The organism is Brenneria corticis (assembly GCF_003115855.1).
GTDB lineage: Bacteria > Pseudomonadota > Gammaproteobacteria > Enterobacterales > Enterobacteriaceae > Brenneria > Brenneria corticis.
Genome location: NZ_KZ819079.1, coordinates 80454 through 105382, shown reverse-complemented (window position 1 = coordinate 105382; position 24929 = coordinate 80454). Strand labels below are relative to the sequence as shown.

Sequence of the window (24929 nt, the reverse complement as noted above, 5' to 3'; positions counted from 1 at the left end):
GGGGTTAGGATTAAGATGAAATCCTGGGCATAGCCGAAGAAAACAGCATGGAGGCCAAGGTCAGCTGCCTTATACTACCGGGGTTTTATCAGGCGTGCTTGCAGGGGAATAGTTAAGCATTTTAGGCCCATAATTAAGCCGGTTTGATTTTTTTCAAGCTGACTACGGCGGCAATACGGGATTGACGGAGAAGGTGCTTGCGGCTCAGACGTTCGTTAACTATTAAGCAGATGACAGCCGTGTCCGTTGTGGCGCTGGTTACCATCAGTCTGTTTATAGTGATACAGCTTTTTCACTTCGTGAATCAACGGCGTGATGATTATGCCAGGCAGCTGGAGGTCATCGCTTACTCGGTACGCCAGCCGTTGACGGAAGCGGTGCTGCAGGGTGAAGTGCAGCGGGCTGAAGATATTCTGAACAATTTGTTGCCCGTCGGCTTTTTAAGCCGGGCGGATGTGCTGCTGCCTGACGACTTCCAGACGCTGCACGCCAATTTCCCGACGGAACGTCCGGTGCCGCAGTGGATCGCGCGTTTTTTTAAACTGCCGATACGTATCTCGGTGCCGCTGTATTCCCCGCCGCAGACGCAATATTCGACGCCGTTGGCGCATCTGGTGCTGCAGGCCGACTCTTATCGCATGTTCCAGTTTATCGTCAGTACGTTTTCGATCATGCTGGCAACCTACCTGCTGTTGGCGCTGATTTTGTCCGTCGCCATTACCTGGTGTATGAATCGGCTGATGGTGTATCCATTGCGGGCGATTATTACCGAATTAAAGAATCTGCCGGCGCAGCGGATCGCCCACCATCAGCTGACGCTGCCGGCATGGCATCAGGATGACGAGATCGGCGCGCTGGTGCGTTGCTATAACCGCAATCAGCAATTGCTGGAACAGTCGCTTTTTGCCGCCCAGTATGAGCTTGCCGATAAAGCGGCCTTTGTTCTCCATCTGGAGCAGTGGCTGGCGGAAAACGCGCCGTTCAGCCTTATGGTTATCGGCCTTGAACCGTTACCGGCCGATAGCGAAGGCAGCGGCGTTGAGGTCTACCATACTTTGATTAATCAGCTAAAAGCGGCGGTTAATCAGCAGCAGGAAGGAAAGCGTATTTTATTGGCCCGTCTGGACCGGGATGAGTTCGCGGTGCTGGGAAGGCCGCTGGCGAGCGCGGAACAGGCGCAAGCCTGGGCGCGGAACGTCACGCTGCAAATCAATGCGCCGTTTATGCCGACCAGCGGCCAATCATCCCCCTATTTCGCCGGCGTTGGTCTTCTCCACGTCGACCCATCGTCCGGCAAAGAGGCCAGGAGCGCGGCGCTGCTGCTTGCGCAGGGGCGTCTGGCCATGCAGCTGGCCCGCCATGAAGGGACCCACGGCATTCACGTTTTTCAGCAATAACCCCGCATCAATAGCCTGATCATCATTTTTACCTTCCCGCCATGAGCTGGTTTAAACCCGCGTTGCGGTCGAGCTGCGCGGTTTTTTTTCGCGGCAACAGCGGGATAATTCCGTATCATGTTACAAATAAATTGCACCATTGTTTAATGATTACTGATACTGAAGCGATTCCGCTCTTATTTTTAACCTGCCGTTCACAAACTAAAGTTATAAAACATATCCAGACTATTACTGCGGTGTTATTTTCCGGCGCAACCACAGGTGGTGTTTATTATACTTACTTTATCGTCCACCTGTGTTTCCCCACCATAGGACGTGCGTATGAAAACATCTATTTTTAAAAGTCTTTATTTTCAGGTGCTTACTGCTATTACGGTAGGGATACTGTTGGGCCATTTCTATCCGGAAATCGGCGAGCAGATGAAGCCTTTGGGCGATGGATTTGTAAAATTAATTAAAATGATCATTGCCCCGGTCATTTTTTGTACCGTGGTGACCGGTATTGCCGGCATGGAAAGTATGAAGTCAGTGGGCAAAACCGGCGCGGCCGCCCTGCTGTATTTTGAAGTGGTCAGTACGATTGCCTTGATCATCGGCCTGATCGTGGTCAACGTGGTAAAACCAGGCGCCGGCATGAATATCGATCCCGCCTCTCTGGATGCCTCCGCCGTCGCCGTTTATACCCAGCAGGCATCGCAGCAGGGGCTGATCCCGTTCCTGCTGGATGTGATCCCTTCAAGCGCGGTAGGCGCTTTCGCCAGCGGCAATATTCTCCAGGTGCTGCTGTTTGCGGTGATGTTTGGTTTTGCGCTGCATCGGCTGGGCGAAAAAGGCAAAATGATCTTTGACGTGATCGAAAGTTTCTCCAGGGTGATTTTCGGCATCATCAATATGATCATGCGCCTGGCTCCTTTAGGCGCGTTCGGCGCCATGGCGTTCACCATCGGTAAATATGGGCTGGGGACATTGGTGCAGTTGGGCCAGCTGATCGCCTGCTTCTATATAACCTGCCTGCTGTTCGTGTTCCTGGTGCTGGGCAGTATCGCCAAAGCCACCGGCTTCAGCATCCTCAAGTTCATCCGCTATATCAAAGAAGAGCTGTTGATCGTGCTGGGGACCTCCTCTTCCGAATCGGTGCTGCCGCGCATGCTGGAGAAGATGGAGAAGGTCGGGTGTAAGAAGTCGGTGGTCGGTCTGGTGATCCCGACGGGTTACTCGTTCAATCTTGACGGTACGTCCATCTACCTGACCATGGCGGCGGTGTTTATTGCGCAGGCGACCAACAGCCATATGGACGTCTGGCATCAGATTACCCTGCTGGTGGTTTTGCTGCTCTCGTCCAAGGGGGCGGCGGGCGTTACCGGCAGCGGATTTATCGTGCTGGCCGCCACGCTCTCGGCGGTAGGCCATCTGCCGGTGGCGGGTCTGGCGTTGATTCTGGGCATTGACCGCTTTATGTCGGAAGCCCGCGCGCTGACCAACCTGATTGGCAATGGCGTGGCCACCATCGTCGTCGCGAAGTATTGCCATGAGCTGGATTCGAAGCAGATGGACGCGGTACTTTCCGGCAAGGATGATGATAAAGGCGGTAAAACCACGGAGCCGACTACGCTGTCATAATCCTCGCCTGATGCTTTTATGGTGAATCTTTCCCCATCGCACGCTGGTGCGGTGGGGAAGGTTTGCCGAATGTGACGCCGTCCATTTCCGCATGATTTATTCCCCTTTCTCCCGCAGCGGAAAACGTCTGCGCACCACCACAAAGAACAGCGGTATAAAAAAGACGGCCAGAATCGTCGCGGACAGCATGCCGCCGATAACGCCGGTGCCTACCGCATGCTGGCCGGCGGAGCCCGCGCCGTTGCTGGTGGCCATCGGCAGCACGCCGAAAATAAACGCCAGCGAGGTCATCAGTATCGGCCGCAGGCGCTGGCGCGACGCTTCCAGCGTCGCCTCGACCAGATCGCGCCCGCGCTGGTTCATCTCATTGGCGAACTCGACGATCAGGATGGCGTTCTTCGCCGCCAGGCCGATAACCGTCAACAGCCCCACCTGAAAATAGACGTCGTTCTCCAATCCCCGGCCCAGGGTGGCGAGCAGCGCGCCCAGCACGCCGAGCGGCACCACCAGCATCACGGAAAAAGGCACGGTCCAGCTTTCATACAGCGCCGCCAGACACAGGAACACCACCAGCAGCGAAATGGCGTACAGCGCCGGCGCCTGCTCGCCCGTCAGCCTTTCCTGATAGGACATGCCCGACCACTCCAGGCCGACGCCTGGCGGTAATTTTTCCACCAGCGCTTCCATGATATCCATGGCGGTTCCGGTGCTGACGCCCGGCGCGGCCTCGCCGACGATTTCCAGCGAGGAGTAGCCGTTATAACGCTCCAGGCGCGGCGAATCGCTCTCCCATGAGGTTTGCGCGAAGGCGCTGAAAGGCACCATCCCGCCGTCGCCGTTGCGTACATACCATTTGTCGATATCGTCCGGCTGCATGCGATATTTGGCGGCGGCCTGAACATAGACCTTTTTCACCCGTCCGCGATCGATGAAATCATTGACGTAGGTGGAGCCCCAGCCGGTTTGCAGCACGTTGTTGATACTGTCGACCGACACGCCCAGCGCCTGAGCCTTGCGCTGGTCGGTATCGATTTTCAGCTGCGCGTTATCATCCAGGCCGTTATGCCGCACCCGGGTCAGGCGCGGGTCATCGTCGGCCATGGCCAACAGCCGGTCGCGCGCCTGCATCAGCGCGTCGTGGCCCAACCCGGCGTGATCCTGCAATTGCATGGTAAAGCCGGCCGCGTTGCCCAGGCCGGTTATCACCGGCGGGCTGTTGGCGATAACCCGGGCCTCTTTGATGTCGCGGAAAGCCCGGGTGGCGCGCTCGATAATGGCAAAGGAGGAGTCTTGCGATCTGGTGCGCTCGTCCCAGTCTTTCAGGCGCACAAACAGGCGGGCGACGTTCTGTCCGTTGCCGCCGGGTCCGGCGCCGACGGTGGCGAATACCGATATGACATTCTCTTTTTCTTCGCTGAGGTAATACTGCTCGATCTGTTGCACCACTTTTAATGTCTGCTGCTGCGTCGAACCGGGCGGCAACTGCACCTGCGTCATAAAGACGCCGCGGTCTTCCTGCGGCAGAAATGACGTCGGCAGCCGGATAAACAGCACCGCCATAATGCCGATGATGCCAAGATAAAGCAGCATCCAGCGGCCGCTTCGGCGCAGGATTTTCGCCACGCCCCGTTCATAGCGCAGCGTACCGCGGTTGAAAACGCGGTTAAACCAGCCGAAAAAGCCTTTGCGGCCGTGATGCTGGCCTTTGGCCAGGGGCTTGAGCAGGGTGGCGCACAGCGCCGGGGTGAGGATCATCGCCACCAGCACCGACAGGATCATCGATGAAACGATGGTAATGGAAAACTGACGGTAGATCGCCCCGGTCGTCCCGCCGAAGAAGGCCATCGGGACAAAAACCGCCGACAGCACCAGCGCGATCCCCACCAGCGCGCCCTGAACCTGCCCCATCGACTTGCGCGTCGCTTCGCGCGGAGACAGCCCTTCTTCACTCATAACGCGCTCGACGTTTTCCACCACTACAATGGCGTCGTCCACCAGCAGGCCGATGGCCAGCACCATCGCGAACATGGTCAGGGTATTGAGGCTGAATCCGCAGGCGTAAAGCACCGCAAAGGTGCCCAGCAGCACCACCGGCACGGCGATGGTGGGGATCAGGGTGGCGCGGAAATTCTGTAAAAACAGATACATCACCAGGAAAACCAGCAATACCGCTTCAAACAGGGTTTTCACCACGTCAATGATGGAAGCCTTGACGAAAGGCGAGGTTTCAAAGGCGATTTTGGCTTCCAGGCCGCGGGGAAAGTAGGGCGACAGCTCCGCGATACGGGCGCGCACCAGTTTATCCGTCTCCAGTTCGTTGGCGCCGGCGGCCAGCTTTATCCCCAGGCCGGACGCCGCCTGGCCGTTATAGCGGCTGAGGATGTCATACCTTTCCGCGCCAAGTTCGACGTCGGCGACGTCGCCCAGCGTCACCGCGGAACCGTCGCGGTTGACGCGCAGGGTTATATCGCGAAACTGCTGCGGGGTTTGCAGCAGTGACTGGGCATTGATGGCGGCGTTCAATGTCTGGTTATCCACCGACGGCGTGCCGCCCACCTGACCGACGGAAATCTGGCTATTCTGCGACTCGATGGCCGACACCACATCTTCGGTGGTAAGCGAGTAATCGGCCAGCTTCAAAGGGTCGAGCCAGATGCGCATCGCATACTGCGAGCCATAGGCGTCCACTTCGCCGACGCCGTTGATGCGGCTGAGCGGCTCCTGAATATTGCTGGCGACATAGTCCGAAATATCCTGCCTTTCCATGCTGCCGTCGGTGGAAACAAAGGCGATCATCAGAATATTGCTTTCGCCGGTTTTGCTGACCGTCACCCCCTGTTGCTGCACCGCCTGCGGCAGTTTTCGCTGGGCGGATTGCAGCTGGTTCTGCACCTGCTGGCGGGCTTCGTTCGGATTGGTTCCCGCTTCAAAGGTGAGCGTTATCCTTGCCTGTCCGGTATTACTGCTGTCGGAAGTCATATACATCAAATTATCCAGCCCGGTCATGCTCTGCTCGATAATCTGCGTCACGGTGTTCTCAATGGTCTGGGCGGAAGCGCCGGGATAGTTGGCGCTAATCCGCACGCTGGGCGGCGCCAGGTCGGGGTATTGCTCGACGGGCAGTGAAACGATCGCCAGCGTACCGCACAGACTGAGCAGGATTGCCAGCACCCAGGCAAAGATGGGGCGATCGATAAAAAAATTCGCCATCGAAATGCAACTCCTCGGCAGTGTTGTACAGGCGGTGAACGGGCAAAAACCATCACTGCCGCAAAGCGCGTCAGTTGTAAATCACTTTATCCGCTAACGATCGGAGAATCGTGGAAAAATTAAGGAGAAAGTGTAAATTATCGTCGTAAAATGTCGGTCTGTGTATGCCGGCCGGTATTTATCGGCCGCATTGGGCATGGCGCCGACCCAGGCAGGGCCGCCTGCACGCTTTTACCCGCTAAGACACTCGCATCATCGGCCTGACGCCCATCCGTCTAAGCTCAATGTTTCTCCGCTCTGAATATTATTTCGCCCCGTGCGGTGACATAGATAAAAGCGCGTGGTCCAAGGGAATGGTACACTTCGCCTCTTTCATTTTCCGTTATGCATCCACGAGAGTGTTTGGTGGCAAGCGCAAGGCCACTATGATGATCAACCTCAATCACGTTATGTTTTGCATAGTTATTTAAGTAGGGGTTCACATGCAGGGCACCAAAATAGGTCTTTTAGTTGGTGGAGTTTTGCTTGCCGTTATCGGCGGCAACGTGCAGGCTGAAACACTACAACCCGATCCTGCCTGGCTGCAGGGTAAACTCGATAATGGTTTTACCTGGCAGTTACTGACTACGCCGCAGCGTCCCGGCGACAGGGTCGAGTTACGTCTGTTGGTAAATACCGGCTCGCTGGTGGAAAACGCTCAGCAAATCGGGTTTGCGCATTTTCTTCCCCGCTTGGCGTTAACGCCCGGCGATAATTTTTCAGCCGTGCAGTTGCCCTCCATATGGCAACAGCAAGACACGGCGACGCGTTCTCTGCCGCCGGCCGTCACCTCATATGATTTCACGTTTTACAACCTGAGCCTGCCGAATAACCGGCCGGAACTGCTGAAAGAAGCCTTAAACTGGCTGTCGGAAACCGCCGGACAGCTGGCTATCAGCGATCAGCATATCCATGCGGCATTAAACCTGCCCGATCCGGTGGCGCAATTTCCGGTTAATCCGCAGGATCCCGCCTGGCGTTATCGATTGAAGGGGTCCGCGCTATTGGCTCACGATCCCGGACAGGCGGTAAAAACGCCGCTAAGCCGTGAGCAGCTGGAGCAATTTTATAAAACCTGGTATACGCCGGACGCCATGACGCTGTATATCGTCGGCCATGTCGATCAGCGCGGCATTGTCGATCAAATCGGTAAATCTTTCTCATCTCTGCAGGGTAAACGCGAAACCCCCGCGCCGGTGCCGACGCTAAGCCCGTTGCCGCCTCAGGCTATCAGCCTGATAAATAACAACGTTCAGCAGGATACCCTGTCATTGGTCTGGGATACGCCGTGGCACCCGATTCGCGACTCCGAGGCGTTGGCCCGTTACTGGCGCAGCGATCTGGCGCGGGAAGCCCTGTTCTGGCATGTGCAGCAGGCGTTGCAAAAAAGCCCGCAGAAAGACAATAACCTGCGTTTCGACTGTAACGTGCTTTATATCCGCGCGCAGTGCGCCATTCATATGGACGTTCCCGGCAGCGACAGCGTGATGCCGGGCACGACCTTTATGGCTCAGACATTGGCGACGCTGCGGGATAACGGGCTGACGCAGCAGGAGTTTGACGCCCTGATAACGCGTAAAACCGACGAACTGGGCAAACTGTTCGCCACCTATGCCCGCACCGGCACCGATGTGCTGATGGATCAGCGTTTGCGCTCGCAGCGCAATGGCGTGGTGGATATTGCGCCGGAGCAGTATCAGAAACTACGGCAGGCTTATCTCTCTTCGTTGACGCTGGATACGCTGAATCAGGCGTTGCGCCAGCAGCTTTCACAGGAAGCCACGCTGATGCTGATACAGCAGCCGGGGGAACCGGAAGTGAATATGAAGGAGCTGCAGACGGCCTATAGCCGGATCATGACGCCGGATGCCGCCGCCGCGCCGGCCGCGGCGGAAGAGGAGCCCAAACCGCAGGAGGAAGCGTCGGCGCCCGCCGCGCAATAATCTCGGAGGACAGGCCGCGTAAACGGCCTCAGACCATTGACAAAACCTNGTACGGTAGGCCCGGGTATCTCCGGCTTACAGGCGACTTTGTCAGCAACCTCAGCCCGGCATCGCTTCCGGCGGGATAATCGCCCCGCGATGCTGGATAACCGTGCTGGCGGTCAGGTGGCCGCGCAGCGCGGCTTCCCGCGCGTCGCCGCCGTTCAGACGCACCGCCAGATACCCGGCGCTGAAAGAGTCGCCCGCGGCGGTGGTATCGACCACTTTCTCTTGCGGCAGCTTCACGGCGGGAACGTCGATCAATTCCTCTCCCCGCTGTGAAACGAGGCAGGCGTCGGCGCCGCGCTTGATCACGATTTCCGCTACGCCTAAACCGTGTGTGCGTTCAAGCACGGCGCCGACGGGCTGGGTTCCCCACAGCATATCTTCATCATCCAGCGTCAGGAAGGCGATATCAGTGCAGGACAACTGGTCGGTATAGGCTTGCTGCGCCTCTTCCCGGCTTTGCCACAGGCGTGGACGATAGTTGTTGTCGAAAATAACCTTACCGCCGTTGGCGCGGCAGGCGCGCAATAAGGCTAAAAGGCGCTGGCGGCTTGCGCTATTGAGGATCGCCAGGCTGATGCCGCTCAGATAGAGATACTCAAACCGCGCCAGACGCCGGCAGATTTTTTCGGCGTCGGCGCTGTCCAGCCAGTAACGGGCGGCGGCATCGTTGCGCCAGTAGTAGAACCTGCGCTCGCCGCCGCCGTCGGTTTCGATAAAATATAAACCGGGCAGTTTATTTTCCAGCCGCTGGGTAAGATCGGTTTTTACCCCCTCTTTTTGCCACGCGGCAATCATCTCTTCACTGAAGCTATCGGTGCCGAGCGCGGTAACGTAGTGCACGCCCAATGCCTCGGGCCTGACCTGGCGCGCAATATACACGGCGGTATTCAGCGTATCGCCGCCAAAGCCGCGGTTAAGATCCGTACCTTTTTGCGACAGTTCGATCATGCATTCGCCGATTACGGCAATGTTATTGGTTGTCATCACTGCTGGCCTGTTTGAAAAAAGAAGACGTCGGTAACATGCGGAAGTTACCCTCAGTCTCAACATAACGAGACGCTGAGTCAATAGTCTTGAAATGCTGTTTTATTTTTTTCATGACAGGGATCGGAAAACCGACGCTTTCCGATCCCTTTTGCCAATCGATGAAATCTGCCGGACGCCTATCGCCGGCGCGCTATTTCGGCGCCTTGTCCTGCCGTTGATTACGGTCCGTCGAGGTATCGCCTTTATAATTGGCGGTGGCAATCCAGGCGGCGCAGAATAGCGTCAGCCGGGCGAACAGATAGAAAAATGCCATCAGACCGATAACGGAACCGAAAGCGGCTCCGGAAGGGGAGCTCGCCAGTTTAGGCAGCGCGACGGTCATGGCGAATTTAATGGCTTCGAAACCGATGGCGGCGATCAAGGTGCCGCGGAACAGCGCCTTACGTTTGGGCTTATGCCGCGGCAGCACAAAGAAGATCCATAAAAACAAAAGGTAGTTGGCGAAAATGGAGATCGACAGGGCGATCAGGGTCAGCGCGGGGCGCAGCCATTCAATGCCCCCCAATCCCAGCGCATTGACGATAATATCCTGCGCCGTGCCGGCGACGGATGTCAGGAACAGCGTCACGACCAGCGCCACCATCAGCCCGGTGAGAGACAGAAAGTCCCGCGTATATTGAAAATAAATCTTCTCCTCATCCTGCGGGTTGCGCTCCCAGACGTCGCGCGACTGCGCGCGGATGGCCTCGCGTAAATTCCCCATCCAACTGATGCCGGAATAAAGGGCGATAAGCAACCCGGTGATCCCGACGGTGGTACGTTGCTGAATGGCGGTATTCACCGTATTTTTCAGCGTATTCGCCAGATTGGGATCGCTGATGCTGTTGACGATGCGGTTAATCAACTCGGTCAGCAGGTCCGGGTTGGAGGCCAGCACAAAACCCACCGCGGCAAAGGAGACCATGAGTATCGGTATCAGCGACAGAAAGGAAAAATAGGTGATCGCCGCGCCAAACTGATTGCCCATCCGGTCGTTAAAGCGTTCGCCCGCACGGATCACGTGCGCCACGCTGGGAATGGCCTGAAAACGTTGCACCCACCGTTTGGTCCGGGTCACAAGGGTGCGTGGCGGTGCCGGTTTATCTTCTGTCTGGGCCGGATGAGAATGATGTTCCGGGTCTGCCGGTACTGGCATTGATCTTCTCCTGCGGTCAGGGTTTCTGTGAGATTGATTATAACCAACAATATGAGAATGTTACGGCAATCGCCGAATTACCTCGGCTTTGCTGGGTCAATCACCGCAGTGAGAGTGGACTCACGTTTAAATCCCTGTGTTTTGTGTTGAAATATCGGCAGGTGCTGAGCCGTTCAATAATTCACCTGCCGGCGCGTATTTCATCACCCGCCTATGAAATATTCCAATGCCAACAATGATGAAACGCAGTGGTTTTATCCAGGTCATCCGACGAATTATCCAGCGTATTTTTTTATCGTGATTTACCGTTTTTGAACATGGAGATAATTCAATGAGCAAAAAACCAATATCCGATCCGCAGAGCCGCCGTCATTTTCTGAAATCGACCGGCGCCGTCATCGGCGCGCTGGGGGGCATGGCGTTATCCCGACCGGCGCAGGCGGTGCCCGGCCCGGTGCCGATACCGCAGAAGTGGGACACCACGGTGGACGTGCTGATTGTCGGCACCGGGTTCGCCGGGCTGGCCGCCGCGATTGAAGCGCGTAACGCCAAGGCAGGCGTACTGATTATTGACAAAATGCCGCTGCTGGGGGGCAATTCCGTGCTTAACGGCGGGGATCTGGCCGCCGCGGGCTCCAAAATGCAGAAGGAAGCGGGCATCCAGGATTCGCCGGAGCTGATGTATCAGGACATGATGAAAGCGGGCAGCTGGCTCAACTATCCGGAACTGGCCAAAACCGTGGCTGAACATTCGGTGGAAGCCCTCGAATGGGCGCAGAGTATCGGCGCGGAGTTTAACGTCGTCAACTACCACGGCGGCCATTCCGTGAAGCGCGCGCACCAGCTGGCGCAGCGTTCCGGCTCGGGCCTGATTATGAAACAGCAGCAGAAGGCCAGGGAGCTGGGCGCGGTGATTGAACAGCGCACCAAACTGCTGCGCCTGATCGTCGATCCGGACGGCAGGGTAATCGGGGCCGAGGTCAGACGGCGCTACAAATTTCCGGACGAGGACTCCGGCGATATCGCCTATATCCGCGCCGTCAAGGGCGTGGTGCTGGCATCCGGCGGATTTTCTCAAGGGGTGGCGTTACGCCAGATGTATGATCCCAGACTGACCGAGGAGTTCACCTCCACCAATCATCCGGGGGCCACCGGCGAAGCGATTATGGCGGCCTGCATGGTGGGCGCGCTGGATACGCAGATGGACTGGATCCAACTGGGGCCCTGGACCAGCCCCGACGAACAGGGGTTCGGCTATGTCCCGCAGTTTGTGGAGCGTATCGTCGGCTACGGGCTGATGGTTGATCCCGCCAGCGGAAAACGCTTCTTCAAAGAGACGGGCAACCGTAAGGAACGCGCCGATGCGATTATCCTGCTGGGTCATCCGGCGGTGATTATCGCCGATAAAACCAATACCATGAACATGGTCGATCCGGGGCAGCGGGAGGGCGCGTTGAAAAACGGATCGTTAAAAATGTTCAACACCCTGGAAGAGCTGGCGCAGGCCTATCAGATGCCGGTAGCGGCATTTACCGAACAGGTGAAACGCTGGAATTCGTTTATCGAGCAGCGTAATGAAGAGGATCCGGACCTTGGCTGTATGATCTTCAAGGATGCCGCGCCTAACGTCACGCCGCCGTTTTACGCCGCGCGCCTGTGGCCGCGGGTGCACCACACCATGGGCGGGCTGGCGATCAACAAGGATGCCCAGGTAATCGGCTTCGATCTCAAGCCTATCCCCGGCCTGTATGCCGCCGGCGAAACCGTCGGCGGCGTGCACGGCGCGGTCAGGCTCGGCAGCGTCGCCATGACGGACTGCATTGTTTTCGGCCGCATCGCCGGGAAAAACGCCGCGCTTACCGCCTGAGCGTGAAAGGCAGGCCGCCTGCCGGCGGCCGCCAAACGGCGATGTCGGCTATTGCGGATTCGTGCCGCTTGACGCCATTATTTAATATGTCAGCCAACTGCGGCGGGCAAAAGGCAGGGATGGCGATCGATTTTTCTCAGGTAATATCTACACATCATCCGCACTTTTGCGAGCCCTGTTATCCAAGGCTCCAACAGCAAGAAGTTGTACATTATTCAACCAATCTTGCTATATTCTTAGGATTCTGATTGAAACCACTTGGGGATGTATGGACGCTAAAACCCTAGCGATATCGGTCGCTGATGGTATTGCATCGCTACCTATGGATTTTTACCTGGGTCTTGAAAGGACATTCCAGGATCTCAGTCTGTCCGATGGTGGCAGAAATATTCAGCGCCGTAACTTTAACGATGATGCGCGATTCTACCGGACACTAGTCAGGCTCTTCAAAAACCAAGCCGTTTTGAAACAGGTCGCTGACCTGATCATCAACAATGCGCTTTCAAATCTGCCTGACTCCGCGCTAAAAAGAATCTCTGATAAGCTTATCGGCTCAGCAACTGCCATGGCTTCCCGATCCGCTACTCAACTGGCAGTTTCCGGTTATCTCGGTTCAAAAGTTGTTGGCGGAATGATGGCTACAACCATATCCAAACTATCCTTGCGGCTTTGGACTGGTTCATTGGTGGGCGGGGTAGTGCTTCAAGGCGTTCTTTCCCGAGCGGCGGATGCTTCCAGAAGACTAAGCCTGGAAAACCCGGAGCTATGGCGTGCCCTGTATGTTAATGACTTTGATATGCTCTATTTTCTATTTGAGAAGCCGTTAGAAAATTTTATTGAGCTTGGTGATACTCTTCGAAAAAATCCAGCTAAAACGGAGCAGTTGTTGCGTGAAATCGAAAATCTTTAAGTTTGTCAGGAAAGTTTTATCTGAGCTTTCAGGAGCCGTGGTGATAATCGCTGTGGTAATCGGTATTTTTATTGCGATTTTTGCCAATGATGGAATTATGAGCCTGATAGCACCAGTGCTCGTTTTCGTTGCTGGTGTTTTTTTCTACTGGCTGTCCTGGCTAATTTCTGCGAAAGAAGATCGCAAATAAAAATAAGTCCCGCATTGCGTAAACTGTACCCCATAAACCAGCGCTAATCACCAGCGGAAAACGGCCCGTTTTTGACCACTTTTTAACCGCTTGCAGTTGCTTGCAGTCGCTTAATAGGTGGTTGTTTTAAAACGGTTTCCCCGGAATCCGCCAAAAAAAAGCCCTCCGTCATGGAGGGCAAAAGACAGGGATGGTGTCTATGGCAAGGAAATTGGTATCTATTACTCGAACTACACTACTCACTCACTGCTAGGGGTTACTACTCGTTCACGCCCGGTAATTGACTTGGCGTCTGGTTAAACAGGGATATCTGCTGCTGCATCTCTTTCATGCGCTGTTGGTGTTTCTGATCTAAAATTTCTTTCTGCTCGCTGGTCAGCAGGTTATACATCTGGTTGCGCACCCGGGTCATCTGGACCTGACGTTCAATCTGTACCTGCGTCATCCTGGTTATCTGAGCGCGAACCGCGGCTTCATCAAATCGGTTGGCGATAACCAGCTTATGCATGGTTTCAATATCTTCGGTATTAAACGCCGGAGCGTCCTGACGGCCCTGATGCATCAAATCGCGCATCTGCTGACGTTGCTGAACGCTTAACTTCACGCCGTCAAACATCCCCTGCTGACCGGGAATTCGTTTGATGGCTGAGTCATCCTGACAGCCATTCACAGACGTCCCCTCAACACCCGCTGCAAATGCGGTGAAAGCGCTCAGCATCAGCAGTGAGGCAAGAGATAACGTTGTGACTTGATGCATCAAAAATTCCCCGATTGGCGTGCCGTTCTGTGAATCAATGAGCATCAGTCTAATCGTCTTGCTGCAAACATGCGTCAGAGGATGTAAAACTACGTAAAGTCATGGAATAGCGCTAATCTATGACGTATTTTGCCCCTGGAGGTAGATAAAACATGAATAAGATCCTGTTGGTTGATGACGATAGAGAGCTAACCTCTTTATTAAAAGAATTGCTCGAAATGGAAGGTTTTAACGTCGTTGTCGCCTATGACGGCGAGCAGGCGTTAAACGTATTGGATAGCACGATCGATCTGCTATTGCTGGATGTGATGATGCCGAAGAAAAACGGTATCGATACCTTAAAAGAGTTGCGCCAGCAGCATCAGACGCCGGTGATCATGTTAACCGCCCGCGGCAGCGAGCTGGACCGGGTACTGGGTCTGGAATTAGGCGCGGACGATTATCTGCCGAAACCCTTTAACGACCGCGAACTGGTGGCCCGTATCCGCGCCATTCTGCGGCGCTCCAACTGGACGGATCAGCAACAGTCCGGCGAATCCAGCGCTCCCACGCTGGAGGTTGACGGTCTGCGGCTCAATCCGGGCCGGCAGGAAGCCAGCTTCGATGAAACCGTGCTGGATCTGACCGGCACCGAATTTACGCTGCTGTATCTGCTGGCGCAGCGGCTGGGTCAGGTTGTCTCGCGCGAGCACCTGAGTCAGGAGGTGCTGGGCAAGCGCCTTACGCCGTTTGACCGCGCCATTGATATGCATATCTCCAATCTGCGGCGCAAATTACCGCAGCGCAAAGACGGGTTGCCGTGGTTTAAGACATTACGCGGACGAGGTTACCTGATGGTGTCTGCTGCATGATTAATAGCCTGACCGCGCGCATTTTCGCGATTTTCTGGCTGACGCTGGCGCTGGTGCTGATGCTGGTGCTGATGGTGCCGAAGCTCGATTCCCGCCAGCTCACCGCGTTGCTGGAAAGCGAGCAGCGGCAAGGCATCATGCTGGAGCAGCATATCGAGGCCGATCTGGCCAATACCCCGGCCAACGATTTGCGCTGGTGGGTGAGGTTATTCTGGGTGATTGAGAAATGGGCGCCGCCGGGGCAGCGGCTGTTATTGGTGACCAGCGAAGGGCGGGTGCTGGGCGCGCAGAAAAGCGAAACGCAAATTGTGCGCAACTTTATCGGCCTGTCCGACAACGCCGATCATCCGCAAAAAAAGAAATATGGCCGCGTGGAGCTGCTGGGGCCGTTTTCCATCCGCGACGGCGAGGATAACTACCAGCTTTACCTGATCCGCCCGGCGAGCAGTTTACAGTCGGATTTTATCAACCTGTTGTTCGACCGGCCGTTGCTGCTGTTGATCTTCACCATGCTGATCAGCTCACCCTTGTTGTTATGGCTTGCCTGGAGCCTGGCCAAGCCGGCGCGTAAACTGAAATACGCGGCGGACGAAGTCGCGCGGGGCAGCCTGCGTCAACACCCCGAGCTGGAGGCCGGACCGCAGGAGTTTCTGGCGACGGGGGTTAGTTTTAATCAGATGGTCAGCGCGCTGGATCGCATGGTCACCGCCCAGCAACGCCTGCTGTCGGATATTTCACACGAACTGCGCACTCCGCTTACCCGTCTGCAGCTTGCCACCGCATTGCTGCGCAGGCGTCAGGGGGAAGGCCATGAGCTCGCCCGCATCGAAACCGAGACCCAGCGGCTGGACGGCATGATTAATGACCTGCTGGTGCTGTCGCGCAATCAGCATAAGAACGAACTCACCCGCGAATTTATCCGCGCCGACGAACTGTGGGGCGATGTGCTGGATGACGCCCGTTTTGAAGCGGAGCAAATGGGGAAAACGCTGGAGGTGCCCTATCCGCCGGGGCCGTGGACGCTGTATGGCAATCCCGCCGCGCTCGACAGCGCGCTGGAAAATATTGTCCGCAATGCGCTGCGTTATTCCCATCATCATATTGAAGTCGCTTTCTCCGTTGATAATCAGGGCATTACCATCAAAGTGGACGATGACGGCCCCGGCGTCAGCCCGGAAGATCGCGAGCAAATCTTCCGTCCGTTTTATCGCACCGATGAAGCCCGCGATCGGGAGTCGGGCGGTACCGGGTTAGGTCTGGCCATCGTGGAAACGGCGATCTCGCAGCATAAAGGCTGGGTGAAAGCGGAAGATAGCCCGCTGGGCGGCCTGCGGCTGGTTATCTGGCTGCCGCTGGACCAGCGCTAGCGCCGCGGCCAGGGTAATCAGAATCGAATTTGACGTCCCAGGCCGCTAGGCGCGGCCGCCGAAGCCGTTCTGCCGCCAGGCTTCATAGCTGATGATGGCGACCGCGTTCGACAGGTTGAGGCTGCGGCTCTCCGGCTGCATGGGGATGCGGATACGGAAGTCCGCGGCAAAGCCGTTGCGGATATCATCCGGCAGGCCGGCGGTTTCCGAGCCGAACAGCAGCACGTCGCCCGGCTGATAGGCCGGCCGGTCGTAAGGCCGGCTGCCTTTGGTGGTGCAGGCGAAAATGCGCCGTCCGGCGACCACCGCCAGAAAATCCTGATAATTTTTATGGCGGCTGACGTTGGCCAGATCGTGATAATCCAGCCCCGCCCGGCGCAGCTTCTTCTCTTCAAAATCAAAGCCCAGCGGTTCAATCAGGTGCAGCGTGCAGCCGTTATTGGCGGCCAGACGGATGATATTGCCGGTATTCGGCGCGATTTGTGGCTCATAGAGCGCAATATGAAACATGGGATAACTTCAATGCCAGGAAGAATTCTGCGGCAGTATATAACATTCCGTCGGGCGGCCCCACATTCCGCGTATGAGGAGAATTCAGACAATCGCCGCGCTCTTTGTTCTACACTTAAGGTAGCGGATAAACCATTCCGTACCATGAACCGATGCGTTACGCCCGATGAGTCGGGCGTCTTACAGATGAGGTGATGATGAAAACCAGACTGATAACCGCGTCGCTGATCGCGCTGTTTTCCCTGCCGCCGATCGGGCAGGCGGCCGACAAGCCTGCGCCGTCGGTACGGCAGCAGCAGTATGAGAGCGGCATCAACAGCCAGAAGCAGTTGCAACAGCGTATGCAGCAGAATCAACAATTGCAGAAGCAACAGCTGAATCAGCAATTACAGCAGCGCAATACCCAGCTACAGCAACAGCAAAGACAGCAGCTACAGCAGGAGCAACAACGAAGCGCTCAGCAAAAGATGCTGCCGCAGTAACAGACGCGCTAACGTCCCTGCACGCACCGCTATAATCGCACGCCCATCAGGGTCAGGATCAGCGGGGTGGTCAAGGCCGCCAGCGCCGTCGACATCAGCAGGCTTGACGCCACCGGACCGCCCAGCACGTTGAACTGGCGCGACATCAGATAGACGTTCACCCCCACCGACATCGAGCCCAGCAATACCACCGCCCGCGTCTCCGTTTCCGGCAGCCCGAGCGCCAGCGCGATGCCCCAAATCACCAGCGGTTGCACCAGCAGCTTGATGGCGCAAATGGCGCTGCTGATCCGCCAGCCATCGCGGATCTGGTACTCCGCCAGCCCCATTCCCAGGGCGACCAGCGATAGCGGCATCGCAATCTGCCCCAGCATGCTCAGCGGCTGGTCGACGTAAGACGGCAGGGACAGGCCGGTCAGGCTGAACGCCGTCCCGGAAATAATGCCGATGATCAACGGGTTTTTCAGCACCCCCAGCGCGGTTTTGGTAAACCCCTGCAGCGAAAGCGCCCCGTTGCGCGCCCACTCCACCGATATCGTCACCAGCGTCCAGAGGATCAGACCGTTAAACACCACCACCAGCGCCACGGAGGGGATCGCCTCTTCGCCCAGCATCAGCGTGGCGATCGGCAGCCCGAGCATAACGTTGTTGGAGAAGATGCCGCTCAGCGAAAAAATGGACCCGGAAACGCCGTCCAGATGAAAAACCCGGCGCGCTACAATGCGGCCCAATATAAAAACGATCAGGCAACTGCCGAAAAAAGCGATCAGCAGCCGGGCGTCGACCGCGGGGCGTTTGGAAAAATCGCTCATCAGGCGGAATAGCATGGCCGGCATCGCCACCGAGAAGACAAAGTGGCTCATGCCGTCGGTAGTGGTGGTCGGCCATTTCGCATAACGGACCAGGCCGTAACCCAGCGCGATCAGAACAAACAGCGGTAAAGAGAGAAAAATCTGGTGCCAGAGGGAACTGATAAATGCGGGCATTGAGCCACTTCCTTAGTAACCGGCACCAATTGCTGAAAGAACGGACGCGGACAGATTTCAGCCGGCAGCAAAATCTGCGCCGATTAAATCTATCCGGTCGGTACAGATACAGTCAACGCCCCAATCAAGCAAAGTTTGCGCTCGCGCCGGATCGTTTACGGTATACGCTAAAATTCGCAGTCCGGCGGCCTGCAATAAGGTCACCCGTTCCGCCGTCAGCAACCGATGGTTAAGATGGATGGACCGGCATGCTAAACGCCGCGTCAGGGTTTGCCAGTCGTCGTCCCATTCATCCAGCAGCAGGCCGCGCGGCAGTTCGGGCGCCGCCTGCTGCGCCGCTTCCAGCGCCTGAACCGAGAATGAGGACAGCAGCGGCGCAAGCGGATGGTCGGCCCACAGCTGGCGCGCGGCGAGGGCGATAAGGCGCCCGGTTTCCTGCTCGTGGCCGGTGGTCGGCTTGATCTCGATATTGGCCGCCATGCCGTACTGCTTACAGCGTTTGGCGACTTCCGATAATAGCGGCAGCCGTTCGCCGGCAAACCGTTTGCCGAACCAGCTTCCCACATCCAGGCCGACCAGCTTGTCCCAGGTCAGATCGCCGGCGATCCCCCAGCCGTTGCTGGTGCGCTCAAGGCGGTCGTCGTGCAGCAAAAAGATTTGATAGTCCTGCGACAGCTTGGCGTCAAATTCAATCATTTTGTGCCCGAGATCGGCGCCCGCGTCGATCGCCGCCAGCGTGTTTTCCGGCGCCAGCGAACCGCCGCCGCGGTGGGCGACAATCGCCGGATAAGGCCAGGTATTTACCATTATTCCATCCGTAATCCGCTTTGCGAATCAAACCAATGCCATGATGACTCCGGCAGATGCAGCCAGAGCGTTGAGCCCGCCGCCGGGCAATGCTCGTAGGAGAGGCGAACGATCACCTTTTGCGTCCCCCATTGACCGTGCGCCAGATTATCCGCGCCCAGCAGTTCCAGCGTCGATATTTGCAGCGGAACGCCGCCGGTTTCGCGCGTTGCCGGTTGAATATGCTCCGGCCTTACCCCCAGCGTCAACTCGCGTCCGCGCCATTGCGGTTTCGCCGTCGTCAGCGGCAGGGCCACGTCGTCGCTCAGCTTAAACCACGCGCCATCGTCGCTTATCCTGCCCGGCCACAGATTCATCGCCGGCGAGCCGATAAAACCGGCGACAAACAGCGATGCCGGACGACGATAAATCTCCGCCGGCGCGCCAATCTGTTCGGCCACGCCTTTATTCATCACGATCACGCGCTGCGCCAGCGTCATCGCCTCTACCTGATCGTGGGTGACGTAAAGGCTGGTGGTGTTGAGACGGCGATGCAGCTGCTGCAACTCCAGCCGCATCTGCACCCGCAGCTTGGCGTCCAGGTTTGACAGCGGCTCGTCAAAGAGAAAGACCGCGGGCTCGCGCACGATGGCGCGTCCCATCGCCACCCGCTGGCGCTGACCGCCGGACAGCTCCCGCGGTTTGCGCTGCAATAGCGGCAGCAGCTCCAGAATCCGCGCCGTTTCTTCCACCTGCTGGCGAATCTGTGCCTTGCCGAAACCGCGGATTTTCAGACCGTAAGCCATATTGTCATACACGCTCATATGGGGATACAGCGCATAGTTCTGGAACACCATCGCAATGCCGCGATCTTTGGGCTCCAGATCGGTGACCCGCTGATTATCGATATAAATATCGCCGCCGGTGGTCCGTTCCAGCCCGGCGACCATGCGCAGCAGGGTGGATTTACCGCAGCCGGACGGTCCGACCATCACCACAAACTCGCCGTCGGCGACGTCGAGATCGATGGGGCGGATCACCTGGGTTTTGCCGTCATAGGATTTGCTGACGGCCTGAAGTTTTAAACATGCCATAAAAAACGTCCCGTGGGTTTTTCAACGCCGTTTGCGACGGCGCGCTGGACAGCGCGCCGTGCCCGCCCTGCGCCGCTATTTTTCACTGTCGACCAGACCGCGCACGAACCAGCGCTGCATCAGCAGCACCACCAGCAGGGGAGGCAGCATGGTCAGCAGCATCGCCGCCATCACCTGATTCCACTGCGTCGCCCCGTCGCCGGAGGCGATCATGCTTTTGATCCCGGCCACCGCGGTGCCGAGATTGGCATCGGTGATAATCAGCAGCGGCCACAGATACTGGTTCCAGCCGTAGATAAAGGTGATGACGAACAGCGCCGCCAGATTGGTTTTCGACAGCGGCAGCACGATATCGAAAAAGAAGCGCAGCGGACCGGCGCCGTCGATGCGCGCCGCCTCCAGCAGCTCATGCGGCAGCGTCATAAAAAACTGCCGGAACAGAAACGTCGCCGTGGCCGACGCCATCAGCGGCAGCGTCAGCCCGGCGTAGCTGTCCATCATCTCCAGCCGGGCGATCACCTCCACCGTGGGGAAGATTCGCACTTCCACCGGCAGCATCAGCGTCAGGAAGATCATCCAGAAAAACAGGCCGCGCAACGGAAAGCGAAAATAGACGATGGCGTAGGCGGACAAAATCGACACTGTGATTTTGCCCAGGGTAATCGCCAGCGCCATCACCAGGCTGTTCAGCAGCATCAGCCAGAAGGGCGTGACGCTGTTGCCGGCGCCGTGCAGCCAGATATGGCGCAGATTTTCCCACAGGCGCGCGCCGGGGATCAGCGTCATCGGCGTCTGAAATACCTGTTGATCGTCCAGCGTGGCGGCGACGAACCCGACGTACAGCGGGAAAAGCACCGCGGCGATGCCGACAATCAGCATCAGGTGGCTGAAGATATCCAGTCCGCGTCGGTTCTCAATCATTGGTAGTTCACCCTCCGTTCGACAAAGCGGAACTGAATCACCGTCAACCCGATAACCAGCAGCATCAGCACCACCGACTGGGCGGCGGAGCTGGAGAGATCCAGCCCGGCAAAGCCTTCGCGGTAAATTTTGTAGATAAGCGTAGTGGTGGACTGCACCGGGCCGCCGGCGGTGGCGGCGTCGATGATGGGGAAGGTATCGAAGAACGCGTACACCAGATTGATGACCAGCAGGAAAAAGCTTACCGGCGAGATCAGCGGCAGCACCAGATTGAAGAAGCGGCGCACCGGCCCGGCGCCGTCAATCGCCGCGGCTTCGATCAGCGAACGGGGGATGGACTGCAACGCCGCCAGGAAAAACAGGAAGTTATAGCTAATTTGTTTCCAGACCGACGCCAGCACCACCAGAAACATCGCCTGGCCGCTGTTTTGCGCGTGGTTCCATGAGTACCCCAGCAGGCCGAGAAAATGGGTAATCAGCCCCAGACCGGGGTTGAACAGAAACATCCACAGCACGGCGGCCACCGCCGGCGCGACGGCGTAGGGCAGAATAATCAGCGTCTGATACAGGCGGCTGGCGCGGATAACATAGTCCACCAGCGCCGCCAGAAACAGGGAAATCAGCAGGCCGAATCCCGCCACCAGAAAACTGAAGATCAGCGTGGTGTAAAAGGAGTCGAGATAGTAGGGGTTATCCAGCAACTGCCTGAAATTTTCCATACCGACGAATTCGCTGGACAGACCGAACGGATCGAGACTTTGCACCGAATACCACAGCGCCTGACCGGCCGGCCAGAGGAAAAAAATCGCGGTGATCAGTAGCTGGGGCAGCACCAGCATATAGGGCAACCAGCTACGGCTAAAAACGGGACGGGATGATGTCATGCGTGAACTCATTAACTCTTGCACCAGGGGGCGGGCCGCTTCCCTGCGACCCGATACAGCGCATTGCCGACAGGGTTATTTCGTTGACTGCTCGAAGCGACGCAGCAGGGCGTTGCCGCGCGCAACGGCGCTGTCCAGCGCCTGCTGCGGGGTTTTCTTACCCGTCCACACGCTTTCCAGCTCTTCGTCCACCAGGGTACGGATCTGCGGCATATTGCCCAGGCGCAGCCCTTTGGTGAACGGCAGCGGCGGCTTGTTCAGCATCTGGCGTGTGGCGATATCCGCGCCCGGATTCTTCTCGTAGAAACCCTGCTTTTGCGTCAGTTCATACGCGGCCTTGGTGATGGGCAGATAACCGGTTTTCTGGTGCCATTCCGCGGCGATTTCCGGCTGCGCCAGGAACTGCATAAATTCGGCCACGCCTTTATAGGTGGCGGCGTCTTTGCCGTTCAGCACCCACAGGCTGGCCCCGCCGATAATGGCGTTCTGCGGCGCGCCCTGCGCGTCGGCGTCATACGGCATCATGCCCACGCCGTAGTCGAATTTGGCGTGCTGGCGGATATCCGCCAGCGAACCGGACGAGGCGGTGGTGATGGCGCAGTCGCCGTTGTAGAACTTCTCGGTCGGTTCATCCTTGCGCCCGAAATAGGTGAAATTCCCTTGCTTATTCATATCCTGCAAACGCTGAATATGTTTAACCTGCGTCGGCTGGTTGAATTCCAGCACCGCGTCGGCGCCGTCGAAGCCGTTGTTTTTGCTGGCCACCGGCAGGCCGTGCCAGGCGCTGAAGTTTTCAATCTGAATCCAGCCCTGCCAGCCGCTGGCATAGCCGCATTTCAAGCCCGCCGCGCGCAGTTTGGCGGTGTACTCGGCCAGTTGCTGCCAGGTTTTCGGCGGCTGCTCCGGGTCTAAGCCGGCTTTTTTAAACGCGTCTTTGTTGTAGTACAGCACCGGCGTGGAGCTGTTAAAGGGCTGGGATAACAGCTGACCGCTTTTGGCGTCGGTGTAATAACCGGAGACGGTGGGGACGAAAATCGACTCATCGAAATTGATGCCGGCGTCTTTAAACACTTCATACACCGGTTTGATGGCCTTGCTGGCCATCATGGTGGCGGTGCCCACTTCATAAACCTGCAAAATCGCCGGGGCGTTGCCGGCGCGATAGGCGGCGATGCCGGCGGCCAGATTCTGTTCGTAGTTGCCTTTATAGACCGGGACGATTTTCACGTCGCTGTGGGACTGGTTAAAACGCTCAACCAGAGAATTGACCTCTTTCCCCAGCTCGCCCTCCATCGAGTGCCAGAAAGGGATTTCGGTCGCCGCCTGCGCATTGGCGCTGCAAGCCAATGCGAGTGTGGCGCATGCCATTGTTTTTATGACACGTACCTGACGAAATAGCGGATTAAGCATGCTTGTCTCCTGGAGTTTGGGCCTGACTTGGGCTGCGAGCGCTTTTTTTTATTCGGGAGGTAACATGACATGCGTTCATGACGGAAAAATAACGGATAAATGACGTCAGGATGACAGCGCGGTGAATCGCGACAAGATGAGGAAATCGCCGGCGGAAATGGGCGGTTGATGGCGACAGGCTGCGCGAGGATAGAGCAGGGGTGTTTGGTCAGCGGATTTTGGGTAAGCGAATTCAGGCCGCTGGCGCGGCCTTTACGTGAGGATTACAGCGCCCTGCGTAGCCTTGCGACGGCTTCGTGCATTTGCTCTTCCGTTGCGGTCGCATAGGAGAAGCGCAGCGTCGAATAGTCCGGCGTGTCCGGGAAAAAGAATTCGCCCGGCACAAACACTACGCCGTGATCCAGCGTCTGTTGCAGCCATTGCGTGGTATTAAACGGCTGACGGAATCTGGCCCACAGGAACATACCGCCCCTCGGCTGATTGAACGTCATCACGTCGCCTAACTCTTTGGCGATCAGACCGGACAACTGTTCGCTCTTTTCCTTGTAGGAATAGCGGATTTTTTCAATTTGCGCGTCCAAACGCCCCAATCCCAGATAACATTCCACGATGCTCTGCGACAGCGCGCTGGCGTGCAGATCGGCCGCCTGCTTAATGATGGCGACTTTGTGCAGCAACCAGTCCGGCATGATCGCCCAGCCAAGACGTAAGCCCGGCGCGAGGATCTTTGAAAAGGTCGAGGTATAGAGCACATGTTCGGCATTGCCCAGCTCTTCCTGAGCCAGTTGGAACAGCGTCGGGTGGCGCTCTTCGGTAAAACGCAGTTCGCCATACGGATCGTCTTCGATGATAACGAAACCATAGCGTTCCGCCAGCTTAATCAGCTGTTTGCGCCGTTCATAACTCAGGGTGACGCCGCTGGGATTGCCAAAGTTCGGTACGATATACACGCCTTTGATGCGCTGTTTGCGCAGCAGCGCTTCCAGATCGTCGACCACCATGCCGTTTTCGTCCGAGTCGACGGACATCACCTGTGCCTGCGCCAGCTCGAGCGTTTGCAATGCGGCAAGGTAGGTCGGACGTTCAACGACAAAGACATCGCCCGGATCGATCATCGCGCGCATGATCAGATCCAGCGCCTGCTGTGAACCCGCCGTGACCACGATGTCTTCCGCGCGGGTTTTTATCCCGCGAATCGCGCACAGGTCGGCGATGCGCTCGCGTAAAATCGGGCTGCCTTCAGTTAATCCATATTGGAAAGCGGTTTTTGGCTGTTCGGTAATGGCTAATTGTGTTGCCTGATTCAGACCGTCGAAATCAAACAGTTTGTCTGACGGTATTCCCCCGGCCAGCGAAATAATGTTATCCATCTTGCTGTGCTTAAGCAGCTCTCGAATTGCGGAGCTTTTCAACTTGGCGATACGCTGCGCCAATAGACCTTCGGTTGCCATTTTAATTTTGCCTTCATCAGAACG

21 protein-coding genes are annotated in these 24929 nt (G+C 57.0%); 9 read left to right on the top strand and 12 right to left on the bottom strand.

What is annotated here, in order from left to right:
- The first annotated feature begins 230 nt into the window (after positions 1-230).
- Together DDT56_RS11875 and DDT56_RS11870 are read left to right on the top strand one after the other, a co-directional pair.
- Positions 231-1397 carry an adenylate/guanylate cyclase domain-containing protein gene (locus DDT56_RS11875; protein ID WP_168197611.1) on the top strand — a complete coding sequence of 389 codons (1167 nt, stop codon included), beginning with the start codon at positions 231-233 and terminating at the stop codon, positions 1395-1397.
- 321 nt (positions 1398-1718) lie between these two features.
- A complete protein-coding gene (locus tag DDT56_RS11870; RefSeq protein WP_136166656.1) occupies positions 1719-3017 on the top strand; it encodes a dicarboxylate/amino acid:cation symporter in 1299 nt (432 codons plus the stop codon).
- 96 nt (positions 3018-3113) lie between these two features.
- On the opposite strand, the gene acrD is transcribed toward DDT56_RS11870, so the two are convergent.
- Positions 3114-6227 (bottom strand): multidrug efflux RND transporter permease AcrD, encoded by a 3114-nt coding sequence (gene acrD / locus DDT56_RS11865; RefSeq protein WP_136166655.1) that lies wholly within the window; start codon positions 6225-6227, stop codon positions 3114-3116.
- 482 nt (positions 6228-6709) lie between these two features.
- On the opposite strand from acrD, the gene DDT56_RS11860 reads away from it, so the two are divergent.
- Complete coding sequence (locus tag DDT56_RS11860) at positions 6710-8209, top strand: M16 family metallopeptidase (RefSeq protein WP_136166654.1); 1500 nt, start codon at positions 6710-6712, stop codon at positions 8207-8209.
- A gap of 99 nt (positions 8210-8308) precedes the next feature.
- On the opposite strand, the gene kdgK is transcribed toward DDT56_RS11860, so the two are convergent.
- Together kdgK and yhjD are read right to left on the bottom strand one after the other, a co-directional pair.
- Positions 8309-9241 (bottom strand): 2-dehydro-3-deoxygluconokinase, encoded by a 933-nt coding sequence (gene kdgK / locus DDT56_RS11855; protein ID WP_136166653.1) that lies wholly within the window; start codon positions 9239-9241, stop codon positions 8309-8311.
- Between the two features lie 193 nt (positions 9242-9434).
- Entirely contained in the window at positions 9435-10439 is a 1005-nt protein-coding gene (gene yhjD / locus DDT56_RS11850; RefSeq protein WP_136166652.1) for an inner membrane protein YhjD, read from the bottom strand.
- A 331-nt stretch (positions 10440-10770) separates the two neighbouring features.
- On the opposite strand from yhjD, the gene DDT56_RS11845 reads away from it, so the two are divergent.
- The 3 genes from DDT56_RS11845 to DDT56_RS11835 all read left to right on the top strand — a co-directional run bounded on the left by DDT56_RS11845 (position 10771) and on the right by DDT56_RS11835 (position 13406).
- Positions 10771-12306, top strand: coding sequence for a flavocytochrome c (locus tag DDT56_RS11845; protein WP_136166651.1), 1536 nt, complete (start codon positions 10771-10773; stop codon positions 12304-12306).
- 268 nt (positions 12307-12574) lie between these two features.
- A complete protein-coding gene (locus tag DDT56_RS11840) occupies positions 12575-13216 on the top strand; it encodes a hypothetical protein (RefSeq protein WP_136166650.1) in 642 nt (213 codons plus the stop codon).
- Entirely contained in the window at positions 13197-13406 is a 210-nt protein-coding gene (locus DDT56_RS11835; protein ID WP_136166649.1) for a hypothetical protein, read from the top strand. The genes DDT56_RS11840 and DDT56_RS11835 overlap by 20 nt, the downstream gene beginning before the upstream one ends.
- Before the next feature lie 259 nt (positions 13407-13665).
- Here DDT56_RS11835 and cpxP read toward each other — a convergent pair whose 3' ends face one another.
- On the bottom strand, positions 13666-14163 hold the full coding sequence (cpxP, locus tag DDT56_RS11830) for a cell-envelope stress modulator CpxP (RefSeq protein ID WP_136166648.1): 498 nt from the start codon (positions 14161-14163) through the stop codon (positions 13666-13668).
- A gap of 152 nt (positions 14164-14315) precedes the next feature.
- On the opposite strand from cpxP, the gene cpxR reads away from it, so the two are divergent.
- Positions 14316-15014, top strand: a complete 699-nt coding sequence (gene cpxR, locus DDT56_RS11825; protein WP_136166647.1) for an envelope stress response regulator transcription factor CpxR — start codon at positions 14316-14318, stop codon at positions 15012-15014.
- Positions 15011-16381 (top strand): envelope stress sensor histidine kinase CpxA, encoded by a 1371-nt coding sequence (gene cpxA, locus DDT56_RS11820; protein ID WP_136166646.1) that lies wholly within the window; start codon positions 15011-15013, stop codon positions 16379-16381. Before cpxR ends, cpxA begins: the two co-directional genes overlap by 4 nt.
- A gap of 45 nt (positions 16382-16426) precedes the next feature.
- Here the strand turns inward: cpxA and DDT56_RS11815 are convergent, their stop codons facing one another.
- Positions 16427-16891: a tRNA (cytidine(34)-2'-O)-methyltransferase gene (locus DDT56_RS11815; protein WP_136166645.1), complete on the bottom strand. Its 465-nt coding sequence runs from the start codon at positions 16889-16891 to the stop codon at positions 16427-16429.
- Positions 16892-17085: 194 nt separating this feature from the next.
- Here DDT56_RS11815 and DDT56_RS11810 point away from each other — a divergent pair, with 194 nt between their 5' ends.
- Positions 17086-17373: a hypothetical protein gene (locus DDT56_RS11810; RefSeq protein WP_210417012.1), complete on the top strand. Its 288-nt coding sequence runs from the start codon at positions 17086-17088 to the stop codon at positions 17371-17373.
- A gap of 29 nt (positions 17374-17402) precedes the next feature.
- On the opposite strand, the gene DDT56_RS11805 is transcribed toward DDT56_RS11810, so the two are convergent.
- From DDT56_RS11805 to DDT56_RS11775, 7 genes are all read right to left on the bottom strand, one after another.
- Positions 17403-18359, bottom strand: a complete 957-nt coding sequence (locus DDT56_RS11805) for an AEC family transporter (RefSeq protein ID WP_136166644.1) — start codon at positions 18357-18359, stop codon at positions 17403-17405.
- Between the two features lie 57 nt (positions 18360-18416).
- The gene (ugpQ, locus tag DDT56_RS11800; RefSeq protein ID WP_136166643.1) at positions 18417-19166 is read right to left on the bottom strand and encodes a glycerophosphodiester phosphodiesterase; all 750 of its coding nucleotides are present in this window, start codon (positions 19164-19166) and stop codon (positions 18417-18419) included.
- Positions 19166-20239 carry a sn-glycerol-3-phosphate import ATP-binding protein UgpC gene (locus DDT56_RS11795; RefSeq protein ID WP_136166642.1) on the bottom strand — a complete coding sequence of 358 codons (1074 nt, stop codon included), beginning with the start codon at positions 20237-20239 and terminating at the stop codon, positions 19166-19168. The genes ugpQ and DDT56_RS11795 overlap by 1 nt, the downstream gene beginning before the upstream one ends.
- Before the next feature lie 75 nt (positions 20240-20314).
- The gene (gene ugpE / locus DDT56_RS11790; protein ID WP_136166641.1) at positions 20315-21160 is read right to left on the bottom strand and encodes a sn-glycerol-3-phosphate ABC transporter permease UgpE; all 846 of its coding nucleotides are present in this window, start codon (positions 21158-21160) and stop codon (positions 20315-20317) included.
- Entirely contained in the window at positions 21157-22044 is an 888-nt protein-coding gene (gene ugpA, locus DDT56_RS11785) for a sn-glycerol-3-phosphate ABC transporter permease UgpA (protein WP_009114900.1), read from the bottom strand. The genes ugpE and ugpA overlap by 4 nt, the downstream gene beginning before the upstream one ends.
- A 75-nt stretch (positions 22045-22119) precedes the next feature.
- Positions 22120-23412 (bottom strand): sn-glycerol-3-phosphate ABC transporter substrate-binding protein UgpB, encoded by a 1293-nt coding sequence (gene ugpB / locus DDT56_RS11780; protein ID WP_136166721.1) that lies wholly within the window; start codon positions 23410-23412, stop codon positions 22120-22122.
- A 305-nt stretch (positions 23413-23717) separates the two neighbouring features.
- The gene (locus DDT56_RS11775; protein ID WP_136166640.1) at positions 23718-24905 is read right to left on the bottom strand and encodes an aminotransferase-like domain-containing protein; all 1188 of its coding nucleotides are present in this window, start codon (positions 24903-24905) and stop codon (positions 23718-23720) included.
- Between the last annotated feature and the right edge of the window lie 24 nt (positions 24906-24929).

Bases quoted from the DNA above. Each gene is read 5' to 3' on its own strand.
- DDT56_RS11875 (WP_168197611.1), top strand. From the start codon at position 231: ATGACAGCCGTGTCCGTTGTGGCGCTGGTTACCATCAGTCTGTTTATA.
- DDT56_RS11870 (WP_136166656.1), top strand. From the start codon at position 1,719: ATGAAAACATCTATTTTTAAAAGTCTTTATTTTCAGGTGCTTACTGCT.
- acrD (WP_136166655.1), bottom strand. From the start codon at position 6,227: ATGGCGAATTTTTTTATCGATCGCCCCATCTTTGCCTGGGTGCTGGCA.
- DDT56_RS11860 (WP_136166654.1), top strand. From the start codon at position 6,710: ATGCAGGGCACCAAAATAGGTCTTTTAGTTGGTGGAGTTTTGCTTGCC.
- kdgK (WP_136166653.1), bottom strand. From the start codon at position 9,241: ATGACAACCAATAACATTGCCGTAATCGGCGAATGCATGATCGAACTG.
- yhjD (WP_136166652.1), bottom strand. From the start codon at position 10,439: ATGCCAGTACCGGCAGACCCGGAACATCATTCTCATCCGGCCCAGACA.
- DDT56_RS11845 (WP_136166651.1), top strand. From the start codon at position 10,771: ATGAGCAAAAAACCAATATCCGATCCGCAGAGCCGCCGTCATTTTCTG.
- DDT56_RS11840 (WP_136166650.1), top strand. From the start codon at position 12,575: ATGGACGCTAAAACCCTAGCGATATCGGTCGCTGATGGTATTGCATCG.
- cpxP (WP_136166648.1), bottom strand. From the start codon at position 14,163: ATGCATCAAGTCACAACGTTATCTCTTGCCTCACTGCTGATGCTGAGC.
- cpxR (WP_136166647.1), top strand. From the start codon at position 14,316: ATGAATAAGATCCTGTTGGTTGATGACGATAGAGAGCTAACCTCTTTA.
- cpxA (WP_136166646.1), top strand. From the start codon at position 15,011: ATGATTAATAGCCTGACCGCGCGCATTTTCGCGATTTTCTGGCTGACG.
- DDT56_RS11815 (WP_136166645.1), bottom strand. From the start codon at position 16,891: ATGTTTCATATTGCGCTCTATGAGCCACAAATCGCGCCGAATACCGGC.
- DDT56_RS11810 (WP_210417012.1), top strand. From the start codon at position 17,086: ATGATGAAAACCAGACTGATAACCGCGTCGCTGATCGCGCTGTTTTCC.
- DDT56_RS11805 (WP_136166644.1), bottom strand. From the start codon at position 18,359: ATGCCCGCATTTATCAGTTCCCTCTGGCACCAGATTTTTCTCTCTTTA.
- ugpQ (WP_136166643.1), bottom strand. From the start codon at position 19,166: ATGGTAAATACCTGGCCTTATCCGGCGATTGTCGCCCACCGCGGCGGC.
- DDT56_RS11795 (WP_136166642.1), bottom strand. From the start codon at position 20,239: ATGGCATGTTTAAAACTTCAGGCCGTCAGCAAATCCTATGACGGCAAA.
- ugpE (WP_136166641.1), bottom strand. From the start codon at position 21,160: ATGATTGAGAACCGACGCGGACTGGATATCTTCAGCCACCTGATGCTG.
- ugpA (WP_009114900.1), bottom strand. From the start codon at position 22,044: ATGACATCATCCCGTCCCGTTTTTAGCCGTAGCTGGTTGCCCTATATG.
- ugpB (WP_136166721.1), bottom strand. From the start codon at position 23,412: ATGGCATGCGCCACACTCGCATTGGCTTGCAGCGCCAATGCGCAGGCG.
- DDT56_RS11775 (WP_136166640.1), bottom strand. From the start codon at position 24,905: ATGGCAACCGAAGGTCTATTGGCGCAGCGTATCGCCAAGTTGAAAAGC.